The sequence below is a fragment of the Gordonia insulae genome (genome assembly GCF_003855095.1).
Lineage (GTDB): Bacteria > Actinomycetota > Actinomycetes > Mycobacteriales > Mycobacteriaceae > Gordonia > Gordonia insulae.
Genome location: NZ_CP033972.1, coordinates 2,190,246 through 2,210,917 on the forward strand (window position 1 = coordinate 2,190,246; position 20,672 = coordinate 2,210,917).

The following is a 20,672-nucleotide window of genomic DNA, read 5'->3' on the forward strand; positions in this document are numbered from 1 at the left end:
AGAACAGGAGAACCACATGACCGATCGCACACCACCACCGGTACACCTACGCCTCAATGGCGAGAAGCTCCCCGAAGGCTCTGGCGGATTCTTCGACCACGTCGACCCCGTCACCGGAACGGTCAATGCCCGAATCCCCCTGGCCGACAAGGATGACGTCGATCGTGCCGTCGGGGCCGCCCACACCGCATACGACTCGTGGCGACGGACACCACCGGCCATCCGGCGCGGCATGCTCATGAAGCTGGCCGACCTGATCGATGCCAACGCCGACGAGTTCGCACGCCGCGGGGCGCTGGACAACGGGATGCCGATGTCCCTGGCGGCCGGCGGCATCGGGATCTCGGCGGAGTGGACCCGCTACTACGCCGGTTGGGCAGACAAGATCGCCGGTGAGGTGACCGGCCAACCGCTACAGGACTCCGAGCTGGGCTACACACTACGACAGCCGTACGGCGTGATCGGCATCGTGATCACCTGGAACGGACCGCTCATCTCGTTGGCGATGAAGGTGCCGGCCGCGCTCGCCGCCGGCAACACCGTGGTGGTCAAACCGTCCGAGATGACGCCCTTCGCACCCGAATTGTTCATGGACCTGGTGGAGGAGGCGGGGATCCCACCCGGCGTGGTCAACATCCTGCCGGGCACCGCCGAAGCCGGGCATCAGCTCGTCACCCATGACCTGGTGAAGAAGGTGTCCTTTACCGGTGGTCCCGTCACCGCCACCCGGATTCTCGAGGCCTGCGCACCGTCGATGAAGCCGGTCGTCCTCGAACTCGGTGGCAAGTCCGCGAATATCGTGCTCGAGGATGCCGATCTGGCAACGGCCTGCCAACACGCCGCATTCATGTCGGTCGGGCTGATGACCGGTCAGGGATGCGCGTTCCCCACCCGACTACTCGTCCAGGAGTCCGTCTACGACCAGGTGCTCGACGGCGTCCTCGCCACGGCGGCGTCCATCGCCCCCGGTGACCCTTTCGACCCCGCCACGCTGACCGGACCGGTCGTGAACGAGGCGGCCGTCGAGCGGATCATGGGCATGATCGAGCGAGCCCAGGCCGACGGTGCACGCCTGCTCCACGGCGGAAGGCGCATGGAGCGCGAGGGCTTCTTCATCGAGCCGACCGTGTTCGCCGACGTCGACCCGGCATCCGAACTGGCCCAGACCGAGGTCTTCGGTCCGGTGCTCGCCATCACGAAGTTCCGCACCGATGACGAGGCGATCGAGATCGCCAACTCCACCAAATACGGTCTGTCGGGTTACATCCAGACGCGGGACCTCACGCGCGCAACCAGGATCGCCGCCGAGCTGGAAACCGGCGAGGTACTCATCAACGGCGCGATGAATCTCGCGGTCCATCGTCCGTTCGGTGGGATCGGGATCAGCGGTGTCGGCAAGGAAGGCGGCCGCGCCGGAATCGAAGAGTTTCTCCGTGTCAAGAGTGTGGGAATGGGATTGGTCTGATGTTGAATCTCGAAGGACAGAAGCTACCGGTCGGCTCGCTGGAAGGCCGCGTCGCGTTCATCACCGGCGCCGGGCGCGGCCAGGGACGCGCGCATGCAGTTCGTCTCGCGCAGCTCGGCGTCGACATCATCGGCGTCGACATCTGTGCGGACATGGCGACTTTCGACTATCCGTGTGCGACGCTCGATGAGCTCGAGGAAACCAAGAAACTCGTGGAGAACGAGGGACGACGGATGCACGCCGGGGTGGCCGATGTGCGCGACTTCCGCGCACTCAAGGCCGCCTTCGACGCGGGATTCGCCGAGTTCGGCCGGGTCGACATCGTGATCGCCAACGCAGGCATGATCCGCTATGCCGACGAGGAGAACCCGCAGCAGGAGTGGCGGGACACCCTCGATGTCATCCTGACCGGCGCCTTCAACGCCGTCCGAGCCTCAATCGACGAGTTGCGTGCGGGTGGCCGGGGCGGCTCGATCGTGCTGACATCGTCATCGGCAGGATTGAAGGGCACCGCGTCACCGGATGCGAGCCCGCAGGCGTATACCGCCGCCAAGCGCGGCCTGGTCGGATACATGCAGGTGTTGGCGAATCAGTATGCACCAGAGATGATCCGCGTGAACACCGTCCATCCCACCGGGGTGATCTCGGGAATGACGATGAACGAGGCGATGGCCAAGAAGGCCGCCGAGATCGGCAGCAACATCTCGGCGATGCAGAACGCACTACCGATCTCGATCCTCGACGCCGAGGACATCGCCAACGCGGTCGCCTTCCTGGTCTCCGACGAGGCACAGTTCATCACCGGCACCGAATGGGCGCTCGACGCCGGATTCACCGTGCGCTGACGCATCGTCCCGCCTGGCTCCGTGGGCACTCGGCGGCCCACGAAGCCAGGCATTCGTCTTTCTAAGGACAACGATCACCAATGCCACGTCCCTCATCTGCCCGATCAACACGTCTGCGGACCAACACCCGGACCGATCGGTGGGACCACCGGCACCACCGATCGCGTCCGACTCGCGGTGGCGTGGAACGACACAGGGAAATCGGCGGGTCTGCCGGAGAACGTCTTCATCAAGAGCACGCCGTTATCGGCCAAGAACCGGGTCATGGTCGGCACCCTCGACATGGCCGTCAACGAGGTCCGCTTCTACGACGAGCTCGCACCAGCGCTCGGCGATGTGGCTCCGCGCGCCTGGTATGCGCGAGCCGGTTGCGGGGCCCGATTCCTGATGGTCCTGGAGCATCTGGTCGCCGAAGGCGGGCGGCCGTACGCCCTGGCCGACCCGTGTCCCATCGACCACGCGCGCGGACTGATCGACGCATTCGCCAGGCCGCATTCGACATTCTGGGACAGCTCGCGCTTCGCCACGGACCTCGACTGGGTACGCCCGTGGAGCACGCGGCCGGGCAGCCAGTTCCTGAATCGTTTCTACTCGCGCGGTCGCCACGCCGCCCTGAAGCTCGACCGCCCCGAAGCCGGACCCGCTGCGAAGGCCCTGGTCTCGGCTCTCGACGGCAATGCCGACGCCTTCTACCGCGCCTTCGAAACCGGGCCGCTTACGTTGTTGCACGGCGATTCTCACCTGGGCAACACCTTCTCCCGCGCCGACGGTCGCTCGGGACTGCTTGACTGGCAGGTCATCTGGCGTGGCCCTGGCATGCGTGAGGTCACCTACTGGATGGTGACCGGACTCGAGCCGGGGACACGCCGGGCCCACGAACGCGAACTGATCGACCGTTACCTGGACGGTCTTCGATCAGCCGGGACACCTGGTGTGCCAGATGCGGCGACTGCGTTCGATCAGTATCGCGTCTACGCCGCGGAGGCGTGGGATGCGACGGCGATGACGATTGCCTGGCCAGGACTGCAAGCACCCGACAACGCCGAAGCCGACTGGCGGCGTGCATGCATTGCGATCGAGGATCTCCACACCGCCGACGCGGTTTCCGGACTCCGCTGAGCTGGGTCCGTACCCGTCGTATCTGCCGTCGGCCGGAGGCGATGATGTGACGGACGCTCATGCGGGTCCCTCACAGTGGCAGGTAACATACTCGACTCCGCCCGAAGTTCAGCGAACGCAATCACAGCGCGCTCACACAACTGGACCCAACTCGTATCCACGTCGATCAGTGACTGCGTATTCCGAAGTCGATATCGTTGTAGGCCAATGGCTTCCAGTCAGGGCGGTCGTACCAGGACGGGCGCGCCACGTGACCGGGCTCCGGGCGCGCCCAGTCAACCCATGGCCCCCAGTCCTTCCGGCTGAGGCGCTCGTCAAGCGACTGGGGATGACGAAGCGCGGCCTCGGAGTATGTGCGTGCGAATGTCTTCATCTCACCCATCACCCAGATGTCCTCCTCGGACTTCCAGCGTCCGTCGCCGGCATACTGGATGACCTGCCACGAGGGGAAGTCGATCGGGGGTGCACCCGGCTCGGGATTGTCTGCCCGATTGACGATTTGGTAGACGACACGATCTCCGTCGACGTTGTACCAGACAAGCACGCTGTACACGTGCGGCGCCGCACCCATCGTGCCCTCGATGTAGCGCAGAATCTCGTCGTGCCCCGTGAACGTGCCGTAGAAGTGGTCGAAATAGGTGGCGTCCTCGGTGAACAGCTTCGTCCATGCTTCCCAGTCCTCACCGACCAGCCCGACCCTGACGTACTCCTTGAATGCTTCCTCGACTTCAGCTCGATCCGCCATCTGCGTTCCTACTTTCGATGTCAAGGTCCTGAACTCAGTGGTCGTCCGCTTCACCAACGGCACCGAACAGGCCAGGACCGGCTGCGTGCCGGCTTGTCACGAAAGTGACAAGCCGGCACGGCTCGTTCACGTGTTGCGTCGAGCCGTTCCGGGGTATCCGAAGAACGACTCGAAGTTCTCGTCGTTGATGGGCTGCCTACGGTTGCGCTCCTGCGCGTCTTCCAGCGCAGACAGACGCTGCCGGGCCCGCACTATCGCAGCCTCATCAGCGCCGGCGGCGATCATCTCGGCAAGCAGATCCTTCTGCTTGCCCACCTCTGCGAACACTCGCACACCGGCTTCGCCGTAGGTCAGCAGATCGTGGTCTTCGGCCTCCTCGCGTTGCGGTGCATCGGGACCGGAATCACTGTCACTCATGCCCATTCCCCTACGGTGCGTATCTCAGAGGACGATTGCCGGGTCGCGGACGTCGACGCGGGGGAAGTTCAGCATCCGCCGCGCGTTCTCCTCGACAATCAGCGAACACTCGTCGTCCGGGACATCTCGAAGCACCTCGGCAGCCCGCTTACGCGAGTTGGGCCAGTTCGAGTCGGAATGCGGGAAGTCGATCTCCAATGTGAGGCGATCGATGCCGATCTCGTGGCGGTTCTTGAGACCGTGCTCGTCGTCGATGAAGCAGCCCCAGAAGTGTTTGCGGAACAGATCCGAGGGGCGCGCGTCGAAGTCGATGTTCTGGTAGTAGCGGTGCCGATCCCAGACGAAGTCAGCGCGCTCGAGGATATACGGAATCCAGCCGACGCCGCCTTCGGCGAGCGAGATCTGCAGATCCGGAAACTGTTGCAGCTTTCCGGAGAAGAGCCAGTCAACAGTGGTCCACATCAGATTGGATGAGAACAACGTGATGGCAACCGCGAACGGAGCATCCGGCATCGCCATCTGCCCGGCCACGGGAGCCATCGACGAGAAGGAGAATCCGGGGACGAACGACCCGGAGCCGAAATGTTGCGACACCACGACACCGGATTCGCTGAGTACCGCCCACAGCGGATCCCAATGATCAGAGTGCAACGACGGCAGGCCCATCGGGATGGGATTGTCCGGGAAAGAGACCGTGCGTGAGCCCTTGGCGATCGTCCGCTTGGCTTCGGCAACCGTCGCCTCGATATCCCACACCGGCAGGATCGACATCGGCACATAGCGATCGGGCGCGGTCGCGCACCATTCATCGATGTAGAAGTCGTTCCACGCCTTCACACACAGCAACGCCAGCTCTTTGTCCTGCGCGCGCACAAACGTCCCACCACCGAATCCCGGGAACGATGGGAAACACAGGGCGGCCTGCACACCGTCGAGGTCCATGTCCTTGACCCTGGCGTTGGGCTCGTAGCACCCGGGAATCATGTCCTCGTAGCGAACCGGATCCATGCCCCATTCCTCTTTGGGTTTCCCGGCAACGGCGTTGAGACCGATGGTGGGGAACACGGCACCGTCATAGGACCAGAGATGCTTGTCGTCGACTTCGATGATCCGCGGCCCCTGCTCCCGATACTTGGCCGGCAGACGGTCCTGCCACACCTTCGGGTGTTCGACCAGATGGTCGTCGACCGAGACGATCTGGTGGTGATCTTGGAGTGGCATAGGGCCTCCTGCTCGTGAAAGTTCGTAAACGTCCGACGCACGGCTCACGCTGGTCCGCAAATCTCGGCGCGCAAGCGCCCGAGGTGGGAACCACCTACTGAGGCCGGTCCGGTTTCTGACACTGCGTCCAGATTAGGATAGACGTGATCTAGGCAACAATCCAGCACTACCGGGAAACAAGTCACCCCTTCCGGAGTCAACTTGGCCAGCAACGAGGAGCGACACGCATTGATCTGCATCATGGATTACTGCACGGTCGCGACGAACGAGGTCCATTCGACCAGAACTCAAGTGACTATTCTCCGTCACTTCTGACAGCAGTGAACGCTCCGCGCGCGTCCGTGATCAGAGACGGACGTCGACCCACCCCTCGCCCGTCGCCGAGCGATGCGCGGCGTCGATCACCGCCAGCGACAGGAGGCCGTCTGCGAATGTCGGCGCCGCACTTGGCGCGCCGTCGAACGCGGGCAACCAATCGTGCAGCATCAGCGCCAGTGCACGAGCAGCATGGCCGGCCAGGCCGCTCGGCAACACATCGGGGTTGGCCGGCTCGCGTTCGTCAACCGAGAGTGGCGCCAATCCGTCGTCGCCGGCGAGGCCGGCGCGATATCGGGCCGACCGTAGGCCTCCGTCTCCGATGATCGTCCCGTCAGAGCCGAACAACTCGAGTCGATAGTGGTCTGTGTGGGCACCCATCACCGAGACGCTGAGGATGGCGATCACACCGCACTCCATCCGCATCAGCAACGCGGCGGTGTCGTCGGCAGTGACCGCGAGGCGCCCACCGTCGGGCAGGTCGCGGACAGGCTCACTGGTGCGCACTTCGGCGCACACAGACTGCGGGCGGCCGAACGCGCTGCACAGAAAGTCGATGTCGTGCACCAGCATCCCGGCCAAGTAGCCACCGCCCTGATCCCGGTCGTACATCCACGCCGCCTGCGGCGGATGGTCCGGATGCCAGTAACTGGCGCTACGGCTGACACGCGCAAGGTAGGGCTTCCCCAGAAAGCCTGAGTGCACCTTGGCGGCGACCGCCAACCAGTCTGCATTCCAACGATTTTCGAAACCGCACGCGGTGGGCAACCCAGTCTGGGCGGCGGCGCGGACAAGATCCCGAGCCGAGTCGAGATCACCGGCCAGAGGCTTTTCACACAACACCGGCTTGCCCGCGTCCAGCGCGGCGAGCGCCATATCGTGGTGCAACGCCGTGGGGGTGGCGACCGAGATGACGTCGAGATCGTCACGGGCGACGAATGCCCGCCAGTCGGTGGAGGTGCTATCGATGTCGAGGCGCGCCGCGACACGTTCCAGTCGCTGAGGTGTGCGTGCACACAGCGCAACGGGCTCGAACCCCTGCGCCGCCCGGAACCCGGGTACCTGTACGTGGGCACCCCATCCCACACCGATGATGCCGACCCTCAACGCCATGCGCTCTCCTCAGTCCAGTGATGCATACGTCTTGTGACACTGATGTTAGATTTTGCGTGGTCCGCTGTCGATGACGCAGCTCATTCGCCTTTCTCGTGATACACCTTGTCAAATGAGCAAGGCAGAACAGCGGGTCGACGACCACGATCTGGAGACACCCGACAACATTCAGGTCCGATTCGGGATCTCGTACGACGAGGACGACCCGAACGCGGCCAGTGCCGTGATGTCCATGCCGATGGAGCGGTACCGCAATCCGATCACCGGCGCGCCGACCGTGGGCCCGCTGGCCATACTCGTCGACGCTGCCGCGGGAATCGTGAACCATCATCGCCGTGGACCACATCAGTGGACGGTCTCCAGTGAACTGTCGCTCGAACTCAACCTCTCCGCAGTCGAGGATCTCGACGGCCTGGTGTCTGCGAGCGCGCACGTCCTGGGTTCGACGGGCTCCACCTCGCTGGGCATCTGCACTTTGACCCATCGCGGAACCGTGATCGGCGGGGGTACGGTGCGCTCTTTCTTCATCGACGCAGGTGACACCCTGTCTCCGCGGCCACAGGAAACCCTGGAGCGGACCGCCGCGACGACGATCGCCGACCTCATGGCGGTAAGCCCGCGATCAGCGGATGGCGGTCAAGTCCTGGTACAGAAGTCCGACCCCTGCCTGAACAATGACATCGGCATCGTGCACGGCGGTGTGGCGTCAGCCGGCCTCGAACTCGCTGCGTCTGCAGCGATCAACCACGGCCATATGGGTGAGCTGCAGACCGCCTCGCTGCGGGTGAACTTCCTCCGCCCCTTCATGGCAGGAGAGAATTCCCGATACGAGGGCACGGCGATCCGGGTGGGACGCAGCACCGCTGTGGGCGACGCGCGCGCAATCGGCGACGACGGAAAGGTCGCACTCGTCGCTCGAGTCACCGCATATCGCTGACGCCCCGGGCGCCAGTTGACATGGAGTACAGATCACCGCCTAGCAGCTTCGATGATGTGGCGAGACGGGACGTTTCCACCGGTCACAGATGATCTGACACCAGTCTTCCCAGGAGCAATGAATCTGGCCAAAGCTGCAGTTGAGCATCAAAATCGGCCCTGCGGGCGCACCGGCGCGAAAGCGCATGGGCTTGCCATCGGACCTCGGCTGTAGTTATCTGACATAATCGTCAACTAATTATCACCGAACATGATTCTGGAGGACCACGATGGTCGCGGCATTCGAGGAAGCATCGGCAATAGTCAGCGGCGGCGCGGGAGGACTCGGCGAAGCCGCGGTGCGCCGACTCCACGCTGAGGGGATGGCCGTGGTCATCGCCGACCTCGCCGAGGAGAAGGGCGAGCAGCTCGCGAAGGAACTCGGGGAGCGAGCAGCGTTCGTCAAGACCGACGTCACCAGCGAAGCGAGCGTTCTCAGCGCCGTCGAGAAGGCGAACGAACTCGGGCAGCTGCGCTACGGCGTCGTCGCACACGGCGGTTTCGGGGTGGCCCAACGAATGGTGCAGCGCGACGGCTCACCCGCTGACCTCAGTGGGTTCACCAAGACGATCGATCTTTACCTCACCGGCACATACAATGTGGCCCGATTGGTGGCCGCGTCTGTCGCCACAGCACCCGAGCTTGCTTCCGGCGGGCGCGGAGCCCTGGTACTCACGGCGTCGATCGCAGGGTACGAAGGGCAGATCGGTCAGACGTCCTATGCGGCCGCGAAGGCGGGCGTGATCGGCCTGACCCTCGCCGCCGCGCGAGATCTGAGTTCGGTCGGGATCCGGGTCAACACCATTGCGCCCGGCACGATGAAGACTCCCATCATGGAGTCCGTCGGAGAAGAGGCCATTGCGAAGTTCTCCGCCAATGTGCCTTACCCGAAGCGGCTCGGCACACCCGAGGAGTTCGCCGATGCCGCGACGTTCCTCTTGACCAACGGGTACGTCAATGGCGAGGTACTGCGGCTCGACGGCGCTCAGAGGTTCCAACCCAAGTAGCGCGCGACATGACAAATGGCGATGATTCATCGGCCGCGACGGCCGTACTGTGTGTGGAGTGCCAGAACGGCGTGCTCGGACCCGACGCCGTGTTACCGGCACTCGGCGCCGACTCGACGATCTTGGTCGACACGCTCGCGCGTCTGCTCTGCACTGCGCGATCCAGTGGCATCCAGGTGATCCACGCGACGCACGAAGGCAACGTCGGCGCTCGAATACCCGGGACCGCACGCCTGTGGCGATCCCTGGGTCCCGCCACTGCCCACTGGGAGCATGGGACCCCCGAAACGCAGGTGGTGTCGGCGTTGTTCGACACGGTCGATCTCGTGGTCCCGCGCCATCACGGACTCTTTCCGACACTGGACACCGAACTGATCCCGGTGCTGCGTGGACACGGGATCGCGACGGTGGTTCTCGTCGGCGTATCCCTCAACGTCGCACTACCTTTCACTGCTGGGCACCTGTCGCAGTCAGGGTTCCGGGTGGTGGTGCCACGCGACGCGGTCGCCGGCACGCCACCTGAATACGCCGAGATGGCGCTGCGGCATTCGATCGCGATGGTTGCCGATCTGACCACAACCGACAAGCTGATCACCCGCTGGTCGTCTCGCTGATTGCCCCCCCCGGACCACCAGCGATCACCTGGCACCAGGAGCACCGAAATGACTCTCGACGTCTGTCTGGCAGACCTCGTCTCGGACAACGCCAGACGGTTCGGCGACCAACCCGCGTACCTGGCCGACGGTCAGGTAAGGACGCACCGAGAACTCTATGAACGCGCCAACCGATTGACTGCGGCACTCGAGGCGCGGGGCCTCTGCCGCCAGGACCGGGTCGCCGTGTTCGGCCGCAATTCGATCCAGTTCGGCGAGGTCCTGGCCATGGGGCAGCTCAGCGGCATAGTGGTGGCCACGGTCAACTTCCGGCTTGCACCCGCCGAGGTCGTCGCTATCCTCGCGGACGCAGCGCCACGCGTGTTGTTCGTCGACGCGGACTGCTATGCATCGGTGGCGGAGTTGCTGCCAACCCTCGGCTGCATCGAGGTCATCGTCGCGCTCGATCCGCTGGCGGGTACGACACCTGACGACTGCGAGGACTACGAGGACTTCCTGGCGTCCGCCGACGGCCGTTCGCGAACCCTTTGTGCGCGACCCGACGACATCGCCTGCCTGATCTACACGAGCGGCACGACAGGAAAACCCAAGGGCTGCATGCTTGGACAGCGCGGGTTGCATCGTGTTGCGTTCACGACGAACAACGAGATGAGGACGGGCTCGTCCGATCGCGTGCTGTTGGTGATGCCGATGTTCCACATCGGCGCCATGGCGATCGGGCTCGCCCTCCACGCGCGCGGCGGCTGCTGTGTGCTGCGCAGACAGTTCGAACCCGCTGACGCACTCCACGTCATCGCATCCGATGACATCACCGCCCTGCATCTCGCGCCGACGATGCTCCAGGCACTTCTGGAGGAAGCCGACAGCAGGACCGATCACCGCCTGACCGGGGTGCGCGTCGTGGTCTACTCCGCCGCGCCGATCACGAGTTCGACACTCGCCGCGGCCATGACGGCGATGCCTGACGCCGGTTTCACCAACATGTACGGCCAGACAGAGGTCATCACATCGGGACTACCGTTCGAGTTCCACACCAGGGACAACGGCGAACGGTCGGTCCGCCGACTGTCGTCGGTCGGCATACCCTTCCCGGGCAACAGGGTACGCATCGTCGACGACGACGGAGAAGACTTGCCGACCGGGACCGCCGGCGAGATCATCGTCCGCAGCGAGACCATGTTCCTCGGATACTGGAACAACTCGATCACCACCGCGGAGACGATCCGAGACGGCTGGTGTCATACGGGCGACATCGGGATCGTCGACCACGACGGTCTGCTGCACCTCGTCGACCGAAAGAAGGACGTCATCATCTCCGGCGGAGAAAACATCTACTCACTCGAGGTCGAGGATGCGATCAGCGCACATCCGGATGTGGCCGAGTGCGCCGTCGTCGGAGTTCAGGACAAGCGGTGGGGCGAAGCGGTTACGGCCGTGGTGGTCCTGCGATCGAACGCTCGGCTCACCCTCGAAGGACTGAGAGAATACCTTGCGCCGACCCTGGCCCGCTACAAATTGCCCAGGTCTCTCCGCTCCGTCGGTGAACTGCCCAAGCTTCCCACCGGAAAGCTGGACAAGAAGGCGCTGCGCGCGACTCTGACGTGAGCAGCGCGCATTCTGACGCAGCGCCCGAGTCCGCTGATCCGTATCCTCTCGACAAGTGCGAAATGATCTCCTGCGCCGGTAACCATCTCGGCGCACCGGCGCCATGCTCAGCGGGCAGCGAGCAACTCGGCCAGACGTTCCCGATGGTCCGCAGCGTCACCGAAGGTCACGGCCAGGGTGCGCGCCCGCCGGAGGAGCAGATGTGCGGGATGCTCCCACGTGTAGCCGGTGCCTCCGAGGATCTGGATCAGCAGTTCGGTTGCCAGAGGGCACTGTTCAGACGTCCATGCCTTGGCGATCGCGGCGGTGACGGCGAGCTCGTCCGGCCTGTCGTCGGCGGACGCTGCTGCGGCTGCGGTCGCGGCCCGTGAGCTCTCGACAATGGTGAGCATGTCCGCGCACAGGTGCTTGACGGCCTGGAAAGAACCGATCGGCCTCCCGAACTGCACTCGGGTTTGCGCGTACTCGACTGCCATGGTCATGGCTCGATCAGCCAACCCGGTCAGTTCAGCCGAAGCGGCCACCGCCCCGAGGTGTCCCAGACGCGCCACCAACTCGGTCTGGTCTCCACCAAGCCGGATCGCCGGGGCGGCGTCGAACCGCACGCGAGCGATGGTGCGGGTCAGGTCGATTCCCTCATACGGCTCGATCGTGACCTGGTCGGCGTCCACCAGGAGAAGTGCGGTCTCCCCGTCCAGCGCGACGCTCACCACAAACGACCCCGCCAGCGTCGCATCGAGCACAAGCTCCTTGGCGCCGTTGAGCTGCCAACAGGTATCGACGCGCGTGGCCGTCACCGGCATGTCCGGGTCATCGTCGAGACACAGCGTCGCGATCAGCGAACCCGACGCCAGCCGGGACAAGAACGCTGCGCCCTCACCTGATTCCTTGATCGCGATGGTCGCCAGCACGGAGCTACTCAGGAACGGCTGGGCGAACAAGACCCGTGCGGTCTCCTCGAGAACGACGGCGGCCTCGGTCACGCCGAGGTCTTGTCCGCCCTCCGACGCGGGTACGACCAGCCCGGGTAGACCGATCTCGCCCGACACCCGCGCCCACGTCGCGTCGTCGAGCTTGTCGCCGGCACCCACACGAGTCTCGGACGAGAGCGGCGGGTACACGGATTCGAGGAAATCGCGTACTGCCGAGCGCAGCTCGCGCCGTTCGGCCTGCGTTGTCACGGGCATCGACTCACTCCTTCGGCAAACCGAGCACGCGCTCGGCCATGATGTTCTTGAGGACCTGCGTGGTGCCACCGGCAATGGTCAACGCGCGCCCGGTCAGATACTGCTTCACGGGATCAGGGTCGCGACCGAGAACCCCGTTGACCCCCGCCAGCGCCAGACGGGTCTCGTCCACCCGTTGACCGGTCTCACTCCACAGCAGCTTGATCACTGTTTGTTCGGCTCCCGGTTGTTCCCCCTCAGCCACCCGGGCCAGCATCTGTTCGCCCATGTTGGCCGCGACGAAAGTCTCGATGTAGCGCCGCACGAGTTCGTCGCGCAACGACGGAGCAGTTGTCGTTGCCAGGCGATCGTGCACAAGCGCGACAACGTCGCCGTGTTGTCGACGGGCGAGAGCGGCGATCGCCGAGCGCTCGTGGCCCAGCGTGGTCATGGTGACACGCCACCCTTGATTCTCCGGGCCGAGCAGGTTCTCCACCGGCACAAGAACATCGGTGAAGAACACCTCGGCGAACCCCTCCTCGCCGTTGATCTGTCTGATCGGGCGGATGTCTATCCCGGGTGTCGACAGGTCAACCGTCAACGCCGAGATGCCCTTGTGCTTGGCCGCCTGCGGATCGGTCCGCACGAGCAACTCCATATGCGTGGCATGGGTGCCGTTCGAGGTCCAGATCTTCTGACCGTTCACCACGAAATGAGCGCCGTCGCGCACAGCCTTGGTGCGCAGCGATGCGAGATCCGAACCGGCGTTCGGCTCGCTGAACCCCTGACACCACATCTCATCTCCGCTGAGGATCGCCGGCAGGTGGCTCTGTTGCTCCTCGTTGCCCCATGCGATGAGCGTCGGGCCGACATTGTTGATGCCGAGGACACCGGCGATGATCGGGAACCCCTCCGCGGCGAGCATCTCCTCGACCACCACCACCTCATGCGGCTCGAGTCCCCGGCCACCGTGTTCCTCAGGCCAGGCGGGCGCCGCCCATCGACCGGTGTTCAGCGTGCGCTGCCAGTCGACACGGGCAGCCCATTCCGAGATGTCGTCCCATCGCTCCCGGAAACCTGGCACCTCCGACGCGAGGAATGCGCCGAACTCTTCTGCAACCGACATCATTGTTCCTCTCAGCTCGAGATCATTGATATCACCAAATTGGTGACAACACCGTTAGAACCTCGCTACGATGCTTCATGTAGAGCAGTTCCGGTGACAGAAGTCCGACGCTCGCAGAGTATGTGAACACTCCACCAAGCCGAGTGCGAGTGGCTCGAAGACCATGCGACACCGGCGTCAGATCTTCTGTCGGCATTCCACACCGCCAACCCCGTGAACAGATTGCTCGTCGAGACAGTAACCGAAAGGACATGTGGTGACCGGAGTAATGGACGGCGTCAAGGTCGTCGAATTGGCGGGCTGGACATTTGTGCCGACAGCGGGCGCGGTGCTCGCCGATTGGGGCGCCGACGTCATCAAGGTGGAAGATCCGGTGACCGGCGATCCGCAACGCGGACTGTCGGTCGGTGCGGTGGGCGCGAAGGGCGCCAATGGTGTCAGTTTCATCATCGAGCAGCCCAACCGCGGAAAGCGCAGTCTCGGACTGGATGTGACGACCGAACGGGGGCGCGAGTTGTTACTCGAGCTCGTCGCGAAATCGGATGTCTTCCTGACCAGCATGTTGGCGGAACGATTGGAGAAGCTGCGCCTCACCGTCGAGGACCTCCGCGCCGCGAATCCGCAGATCATCATCGCGCGCGGCACCGGTTTCGGCGTGAAGGGTGCCGAGGCCAACAAGCCGGGCTTCGATGGCACGGCATACCTGTCACGAGGCGGAGTCGCCCACATGATCAAGGAACCCGACGCACCGTGGCCCCCCATGCAACGCCCCGCCTTCGGCGACATCATGGGCGGGTTCATGATCGCCTCTGGTATTGCAGGCGCCTTGTTCAAACGTGAACGGACCGGCGAGACGTCGATCGTCGACGTCTCACTTCTCGGTGCGGCGGCCTGGCACATCTCCCCGGATCTGGTGGCCACCGGCCTCCTGGGCGAGGAGAACCTGCCACGCTTCACCACCGACGACATGCCGAACCCGATCGTCAACTACTACAAGACTTCCGACGGACGCTTCGTCCAGCTGATGATGCTGCAGGCCGACCGGTTCTGGCCGGAGGTGTGCGAGCTCATCGAACGCCCCGAACTGATTGCCGACGAGCGCTTTGCCGATGCGGGTGCCCGATTCCAGAACCGCGTCGAGTGTGTGAACGAACTGCGCAAGGCCTTCGAGGCCCGACCGCTGGCGGAGTGGCGCGAGCGGATGGACAAGCTCAAGGGCGCATGGGCCGTCGTACAGACGCCCGGTGAGGTCCTCGAGGATCCACAGGTGATCGCCAACGGCTACATCCGCCCGGTCACCACTGCCGATGGCTCGGCCACCTATGGTCTGGTCGCGAACCCCGTCCAGTACGACGAGACGCCTCCCGATCTCACCCGTGCGCCGTCGGCCGGCGAACACACCGACGCCATTCTGCAGGAGGAACTGGGCCTCGACTGGGACGCTGTCATCGCGTTGAAGGTCGATTCGATAGTCACCTGAGTCCGCGCACGATCCCGTCGCGTTTGTCACCGCCCAGGAGGTCTTGATGCCACACGCCTCACACACGACCAACGCTCCCCCGCTGTCAGGTGTGCGCGTACTCGAGGATTCGCACACCCCGCAGGCGCGTCTCGCAGGCCTCCTGCTCGCGGACCTGGGGGCCGATGTCGTACGGGTGGTGATTCACGACGATTCGGCGAGCCCGTGCACCTGTTGCGGTGGGAATCCGGTCCACCACCGCGGAAAGCGCCGGGTGAACGTATCCGCCACTGAGATACCGGGTCTGGCGGAGAGCGCGGACATTTATCTCACTGATCGGCCGCCTGGCGATCTGCACGACCATGGGTGCTCTGCGGCCGCGATCGCCGATCGGGCCCCGGGATGCACCCACGTGTGGATGCCCACCTACGGTACGACGGGCCGTTGGGTCGATCAGTTGCCGCCCGACAACTTCTTGCTGGCCGCGCTCGGCGGTGTGGCGACGCATGGACCGTCGGCCGACGGCAGTCCGGTGGCCACCACAATTGATCTGATCGCTCCCGTGCACGCCGCACTCGGTGCCACCGCCGCAGTCAGCGCGCTGGTCGGGCGGGCTCGCGGACGACACGGGGGCGCGGCTGTGGTGACCGGTCTGCACGCCGTATCCGTCTTGATGCTCACCATGATGGTCGATGGACTCGACAGCGAGGTGTTCAATCCCGGCAGTGCGCGCGGCCCGGTACCGAGTTGGCGCGGATACCAATGCGCCGACGGAGAATGGCTCTTCCTCGCCGCACTGACGTCACCCTTGTTCATCCGCGCCCTCGACGCGTTGGATCGCCTCGACATCCTCACTCTGCCGGGAGTGGATGGAGATCCGGATTCGATCCGGATCTCGCCCGCCGCCGCCACCGCTGCCGGCTCCGCCCTCGAACACCATTTCGCCACCGCCAGCCGCGATCAGTGGCTGCAGACTCTGCACGAGGCCGGCGTCCCGTGCGCACCGACGGGCACCCGACAGGAGTGGCGAGAGAGTGAGTTGGTCACCGAACTCGGATCGTTCACCACCGCCGAGCATCCGGTTGTCGGCCGGATCGAGATGCCTACCATCCCACTCACCATGGACGGGAATACCTGGATTGCAGGCGGTTTCGACGACGAGGCCGCCCTGGCAACGCTCGGCTGGGACAAGCGGGGGGCTCGCAGCGCTGAACACCGGGACGACCTGCCTCTCGACGGTCTGCGAGTCGTGGACCTGGCGTCGTACCTGGCCGGCCCGACGGCTACGGCCGTTCTCGCCGAGATGGGCGCCGACGTGGTCAAAGTGGAGCAGGAAACCGGAGATCCCTATCGCGCCTTTTCGATCGCTTACCTCGCCTTGAATCAGCGCAAGAGGTGCATGTCACTCGACCTGCACCAGTCCGACGACCACGACCACTTCATCGAGCTGCTCCGAAAGTCCGACGTCCTCCTCGACAACCTACGCCCCGCTTCGGGTGCCGCACTGGGACTCGAGCCACAGGACGTCGCGCGGGCCAACGCGACCATCACACATTGTTCGGTGACCGCATTCGGCACGACCCAGGCCGGCGCGCGTCTACCGGGGTTCGATCCGATAATCCAGTCGATGAGCGGGCTGGCGCTGGCGCAGGGTGGCGACGGGCCACCGGTCGTCAGCAACATCTCGGTGCACGACACCGCAACAGGCGTATTGAGCGCATTGGCGATCACCGCGGCCCTATACGCCCGGTTCAGCCGTACCGGACGCGGGTCGCGGATCGAGTCGTCACTCGCGCAGACAACAGGTTTCGCGCAGTTCGACGAGTTCACCAGTTATGCCGGCAGCCCCAACGCCGTGGTGGGCGGCGCGAACTTCGTCGGACCGTTCTTCGCTCGCAGTCTGCAGCGCTGCGCCGACGGCTGGGTGGCGTTCGCAGCGGCGGATCGCCGCAGCGATGCGCCCCTTGCCCATGCCCTCGGCATCGCCACGCCTTCCGACGCAGTGACTGCAGACATCTCCGACCGCACGGTGGACGACGCGATCCGCTGCGCCACCGACGCCGGCGTCGCCGCCTGCCCGGTGCTCGATCGCGAACGCGAGATGTTCGATGAGTTCCTGAGTGCCAACGATTTCACCCAGATCATCGACCACCACATCCACGGCCGGATGGCGGTGGTAGCCGGGTTCGTCAGGTGGGACTCCGGTACCCCGCGGCTCGCTGCATCGACCGAGCCCGGTACGCACACCGCGGAGGTTCTCGCGGAATTGGGGATCGTCGAACGCCTGCAGACATGAGCACGTCTGAATATCTCTGGCCTCGGCGAAGCCGGGGTGACGTCGGGTCCGGTCAGGCGAGGAACCGGCACACAAGTTCCACAATGGCCTCGACAACGCGCTCACGATCCGGTGACGGCAGACGCTGGTGATCGACGACGGACCAGGAGCGCTCCAGCATCGCCATCACCGCGGTGCCCACCGCCTGTGGGTCCGCCTCCGATGCAGTCGCCGACGCATCGAGAACCGCTTGTCCCAATGCGGTCACGACGCGGCGTTGCGAACGTGCAACCGATTGTCTGAACCCGGCGTCCGGCGGTAGATCCCCTTCCGCGCGTAGGACAAAAGCGCCGCTTCGATCGAGGTACGCGAAGTAGCGAAGCACCCAGGACCGGACTGCCTCGCGTGATGGCTGACCACCCTCGTCGCGAAATGCACTCACCACAGCCATCGCCTCGTGGCGGGTGGACGTGCCGAGTTCGATGAACAGCGCGGTCTTGTTCGCGAAATAGTAATAGAAATTCGCTCGCGTGACGTGCGCCTGCTCGGTGATGTCACCGATAGTTGTCCCGGAGAAGCCTTTTCGCGTGAAAACTGTTCGCGCCGCATCGAGGATGGCAAGTCTTGTTCGATCAGCTTTGGGGGTCTTCTCGGCCACGCCACCCTTCCTCGGTTCACCGCTGTCCCTCCCGACCACAGCGTCGGTACCCTCAGCCTACCGAGACGGCTCGGACCGGGATCTCGAGATCGCGTGGAACACACCCGCGGCCACGGAACGGCCGCTGACTTTCTCCGCAGGCTACAGGTCGAGAACGAGGCGTGAGGAACGCGAACGCGAAACGCACGGCATCATGGTGTCATTGAGGACTCGTTCCTCATCAGTGAGCAGGGAGTCGCGGTGTTCGGGCAGACCCCTGAGCACCGCGGTCTCGCACGTACCGCAGATGCCCTCCTCGCACGACGTGGGAACCGTAACGCCGGCCGCTTCCAATGCTGCGACGATGGTGCGATCCGCGGGCACGTTGATGGTACGGCCCGACCGCGCGAGTTCGAGCTCGAATGCCTCATCCTCCGAACCCTTCGGCGCGGCGCTCGGCATGAACCTCTCGACGTGGACGCCGATCCCCCGGGCGCCGCAGGCGACCGTCACGGCTTCCAGCAGCGGCGCCGGTCCGCAACAGTAGACGACCGATGCCTGCGGGTCATCGAGTTCGGCGAGAACCTCCCCGATGTCGATCGGGCCGAACTCGTCCTGGGGCCGAAGACGCACCCGGTCGCCGTGAACCGACACGAGTTCCTCACGGAATGCCATCGACGACCTGCTGCGGCCGCCATAGGTCAAACTCCACCGCGCACTCCCGAACCCGACGGAGCGGATCATCGCACGGATCGGGGTGATCCCGATGCCGCCGGCGATGAACACATACGATGGCGCCGCCACGAGTGCGAAGTGATTTCGCGGTCCCTTCACGCGCAGCCGTTCACCCACCTCCAGTCGGTCGTGAACGTAGGCGGAGCCACCGCGACCCTGGTGTTCCTTCAGCACCGCGATCTCATATGTCGTCCGATCGCCGGGATCGCCGCAGAGCGAGTATTGCCGGATCACATCGGTCCCCACGGTGACGTCGATGTGCGATCCCGGGGTCCACGACGGCAGATCGTGGCCGTCACACGCGCGAAGTTCCAGACGAACGATACCGTCCGCGATCGTCTCCTTGTCGGCCACGACCATCGGCAGATCGTGTTCGCTGGGCGAATGAGCATGCATGGCAATCCTTCTCACCGAGCCAATTTTTTTTGACAGTACCGTCAAAATATTGTTACGGTCAACTGCAACCGGACCGACGGGCGTTCGCCACCGAATGATGGCCACCAGCCCGCGGACTCGCCCGAAGGCACCACGCAGTGCTCGGTCGAATCGGCCGAGGCAAAGGAGGATTCCATGGAGTTACACGGACTGAGCCTGGACATCACCGGATGGTTTCAGGTTGCGTGGTCGGGGGATATCGGGCCCGAGCACGTGGTGCCGCTGAGATACTTCGGCCGAGACCTGGTCGCCTACCGTGGCCGTGATGGCGTTGTGCGCGTACATGACCGGCACTGCCGACACCTGGGAGGCAGCCTTGCCCATGGCGGCAAGGTGGTCGACGACGGGATACAGTGCCCATTTCACGGATGGGTGTGGAACGTCGACGGCGAGAATGCCTCGATCCCCTATCAGGATCGACCGAGTAGGGCTCGCCGGCTGGGCACCTGGCCGGTGATCGAACGAAACGAATCCATCTACGTCTGGAACGATCACGCGGGCCGTGAACCGTTTTTCGACGTTCCCGACGTCTTCTCCCTGGCAGATCACACCAAAGGCATGGACTTCCACCCCGCGTGGCCCGCCGGCCGCGCACACTATCCGAATCTGCGCGCACATCCACAGATGGTCACCGAGAACGCGGTGGACCCCCAGCACTTTCGTTTCGTACACAGCACCCCCGTCGCCCCGGTCGTCCTCGAGGAACGTGTCCAGGGACCCACCTGGTGGGCCCGGGTCGGTTTCGGCAACGGCTGGATAAAGCACCCCAACGATGCAGACGGCAATCTGCGCGACGACAGCCACAACACCCTGGTCCTGTATTGGGCCGGGATGGGCAGCAGCACCAACATCGAACAAACCGCGGCAGGCGTACGCATCATCACCATCAACCCCACTCCCGTCGAGGACGGGAAGACCGAACTGTTTGCCACGTACTGGATCGAGCGCAAAGACAACGACATCGAGGACGGCTCCTACCGACGCCGACTCGACGAGGCACAACGCGCATTACCCGATGACATCAACATCTGGGACAACCAGATCTTTCTGGACCCGCCCACCCTGGCCGGCGTAGAAGGGCGCGGTTTCCGGCGCATGCGCCGCTGGGCCAAGCAGTTCTACCCACCGTCGCAGGTCAGCAATCACCCAACGGGTACCGCTGACACACGCGCGCCGGGCGCGGAGATGACCGCGGCCGGCAGCGAGGCATGACGGCAGGCTCAGCCGATGCCGATGCCGATGCCGATGCCGATGCCGATGTGAAACATACCGGGAACACAGACACGACAGGTGGGCTGAACCCACAGACCCGGCCAGATGCAGCGTCCCGGGAAGCTCATCGCCCTGACGGCGATCCGCTTCCCGGGACGCTGCATCGGTCCCACACAGTGCCGGGAT

19 protein-coding genes are annotated in these 20,672 nt (G+C 64.5%); 10 read left to right on the forward strand and 9 right to left on the reverse strand.

What is annotated here, in order from left to right; genetic code table 11:
* Positions 1-16 precede the first annotated feature (16 nt).
* The 3 genes from D7316_RS09895 to D7316_RS09905 all read left to right on the forward strand — a co-directional run bounded on the left by D7316_RS09895 (position 17) and on the right by D7316_RS09905 (position 3,429).
* On the forward strand, positions 17-1,465 hold the full coding sequence (locus D7316_RS09895) for an aldehyde dehydrogenase family protein (protein WP_124708136.1): 1,449 nt from the start codon (positions 17-19) through the stop codon (positions 1,463-1,465).
* On the forward strand, positions 1,465-2,310 hold the full coding sequence (locus tag D7316_RS09900) for a mycofactocin-coupled SDR family oxidoreductase (protein ID WP_124708137.1): 846 nt from the start codon (positions 1,465-1,467) through the stop codon (positions 2,308-2,310). The genes D7316_RS09895 and D7316_RS09900 overlap by 1 nt, the downstream gene beginning before the upstream one ends.
* 177 nt (positions 2,311-2,487) lie before the next feature.
* The gene (locus tag D7316_RS09905; protein WP_232016851.1) at positions 2,488-3,429 is read left to right on the forward strand and encodes a phosphotransferase; all 942 of its coding nucleotides are present in this window, start codon (positions 2,488-2,490) and stop codon (positions 3,427-3,429) included.
* A 166-nt stretch (positions 3,430-3,595) separates the two neighbouring features.
* Here D7316_RS09905 and D7316_RS09910 read toward each other — a convergent pair whose 3' ends face one another.
* The 4 genes from D7316_RS09910 to D7316_RS09925 all read right to left on the reverse strand — a co-directional run bounded on the left by D7316_RS09910 (position 3,596) and on the right by D7316_RS09925 (position 7,240).
* On the reverse strand, positions 3,596-4,174 hold the full coding sequence (locus D7316_RS09910) for a nuclear transport factor 2 family protein (RefSeq protein ID WP_124711236.1): 579 nt from the start codon (positions 4,172-4,174) through the stop codon (positions 3,596-3,598).
* A 126-nt stretch (positions 4,175-4,300) separates the two neighbouring features.
* Positions 4,301-4,591, reverse strand: a complete 291-nt coding sequence (locus tag D7316_RS09915; RefSeq protein ID WP_039880608.1) for a hypothetical protein — start codon at positions 4,589-4,591, stop codon at positions 4,301-4,303.
* Between the two features lie 24 nt (positions 4,592-4,615).
* The gene (locus D7316_RS09920; protein WP_124708139.1) at positions 4,616-5,812 is read right to left on the reverse strand and encodes an amidohydrolase family protein; all 1,197 of its coding nucleotides are present in this window, start codon (positions 5,810-5,812) and stop codon (positions 4,616-4,618) included.
* 345 nt (positions 5,813-6,157) lie between these two features.
* Positions 6,158-7,240 carry a Gfo/Idh/MocA family protein gene (locus D7316_RS09925; protein WP_124708140.1) on the reverse strand — a complete coding sequence of 361 codons (1,083 nt, stop codon included), beginning with the start codon at positions 7,238-7,240 and terminating at the stop codon, positions 6,158-6,160.
* A gap of 112 nt (positions 7,241-7,352) precedes the next feature.
* Between D7316_RS09925 and D7316_RS09930 the strand changes: the two genes are divergently transcribed.
* The 4 genes from D7316_RS09930 (at position 7,353) to D7316_RS09945 (ending at position 11,441) form a co-directional block, all read left to right on the forward strand.
* Positions 7,353-8,177 (forward strand): PaaI family thioesterase, encoded by an 825-nt coding sequence (locus D7316_RS09930; RefSeq protein WP_005199140.1) that lies wholly within the window; start codon positions 7,353-7,355, stop codon positions 8,175-8,177.
* A gap of 268 nt (positions 8,178-8,445) precedes the next feature.
* Positions 8,446-9,222 carry an SDR family oxidoreductase gene (locus D7316_RS09935; protein WP_005199139.1) on the forward strand — a complete coding sequence of 259 codons (777 nt, stop codon included), beginning with the start codon at positions 8,446-8,448 and terminating at the stop codon, positions 9,220-9,222.
* A gap of 8 nt (positions 9,223-9,230) precedes the next feature.
* Complete coding sequence (locus D7316_RS09940; RefSeq protein ID WP_124708141.1) at positions 9,231-9,836, forward strand: cysteine hydrolase; 606 nt, start codon at positions 9,231-9,233, stop codon at positions 9,834-9,836.
* Between the two features lie 48 nt (positions 9,837-9,884).
* On the forward strand, positions 9,885-11,441 hold the full coding sequence (locus D7316_RS09945; RefSeq protein ID WP_124708142.1) for an AMP-binding protein: 1,557 nt from the start codon (positions 9,885-9,887) through the stop codon (positions 11,439-11,441).
* 107 nt (positions 11,442-11,548) lie between these two features.
* Here the strand turns inward: D7316_RS09945 and D7316_RS09950 are convergent, their stop codons facing one another.
* Together D7316_RS09950 and D7316_RS09955 are read right to left on the reverse strand one after the other, a co-directional pair.
* The gene (locus D7316_RS09950; RefSeq protein WP_119032174.1) at positions 11,549-12,628 is read right to left on the reverse strand and encodes an acyl-CoA dehydrogenase family protein; all 1,080 of its coding nucleotides are present in this window, start codon (positions 12,626-12,628) and stop codon (positions 11,549-11,551) included.
* 4 nt (positions 12,629-12,632) lie between these two features.
* A complete protein-coding gene (locus tag D7316_RS09955) occupies positions 12,633-13,733 on the reverse strand; it encodes an acyl-CoA dehydrogenase family protein (RefSeq protein WP_124708143.1) in 1,101 nt (366 codons plus the stop codon).
* Between the two features lie 256 nt (positions 13,734-13,989).
* Between D7316_RS09955 and D7316_RS09960 the strand changes: the two genes are divergently transcribed.
* Together D7316_RS09960 and D7316_RS09965 are read left to right on the forward strand one after the other, a co-directional pair.
* Positions 13,990-15,213, forward strand: coding sequence for a CaiB/BaiF CoA transferase family protein (locus tag D7316_RS09960; RefSeq protein WP_039880741.1), 1,224 nt, complete (start codon positions 13,990-13,992; stop codon positions 15,211-15,213).
* Between the two features lie 46 nt (positions 15,214-15,259).
* A complete protein-coding gene (locus tag D7316_RS09965) occupies positions 15,260-17,488 on the forward strand; it encodes a CoA transferase (protein WP_124708144.1) in 2,229 nt (742 codons plus the stop codon).
* 52 nt (positions 17,489-17,540) lie between these two features.
* Here D7316_RS09965 and D7316_RS09970 read toward each other — a convergent pair whose 3' ends face one another.
* Together D7316_RS09970 and D7316_RS09975 are read right to left on the reverse strand one after the other, a co-directional pair.
* Positions 17,541-18,125, reverse strand: a complete 585-nt coding sequence (locus tag D7316_RS09970; protein ID WP_119033726.1) for a TetR/AcrR family transcriptional regulator — start codon at positions 18,123-18,125, stop codon at positions 17,541-17,543.
* A 141-nt stretch (positions 18,126-18,266) separates the two neighbouring features.
* Positions 18,267-19,235 carry a PDR/VanB family oxidoreductase gene (locus tag D7316_RS09975; RefSeq protein ID WP_164473759.1) on the reverse strand — a complete coding sequence of 323 codons (969 nt, stop codon included), beginning with the start codon at positions 19,233-19,235 and terminating at the stop codon, positions 18,267-18,269.
* Between the two features lie 174 nt (positions 19,236-19,409).
* Here D7316_RS09975 and D7316_RS09980 point away from each other — a divergent pair, with 174 nt between their 5' ends.
* On the forward strand, positions 19,410-20,486 hold the full coding sequence (locus D7316_RS09980; protein WP_119032176.1) for a Rieske 2Fe-2S domain-containing protein: 1,077 nt from the start codon (positions 19,410-19,412) through the stop codon (positions 20,484-20,486).
* A gap of 8 nt (positions 20,487-20,494) precedes the next feature.
* On the opposite strand, the gene D7316_RS27105 is transcribed toward D7316_RS09980, so the two are convergent.
* Complete coding sequence (locus D7316_RS27105; RefSeq protein ID WP_164473760.1) at positions 20,495-20,650, reverse strand: hypothetical protein; 156 nt, start codon at positions 20,648-20,650, stop codon at positions 20,495-20,497.
* Positions 20,651-20,672 lie beyond the last annotated feature (22 nt).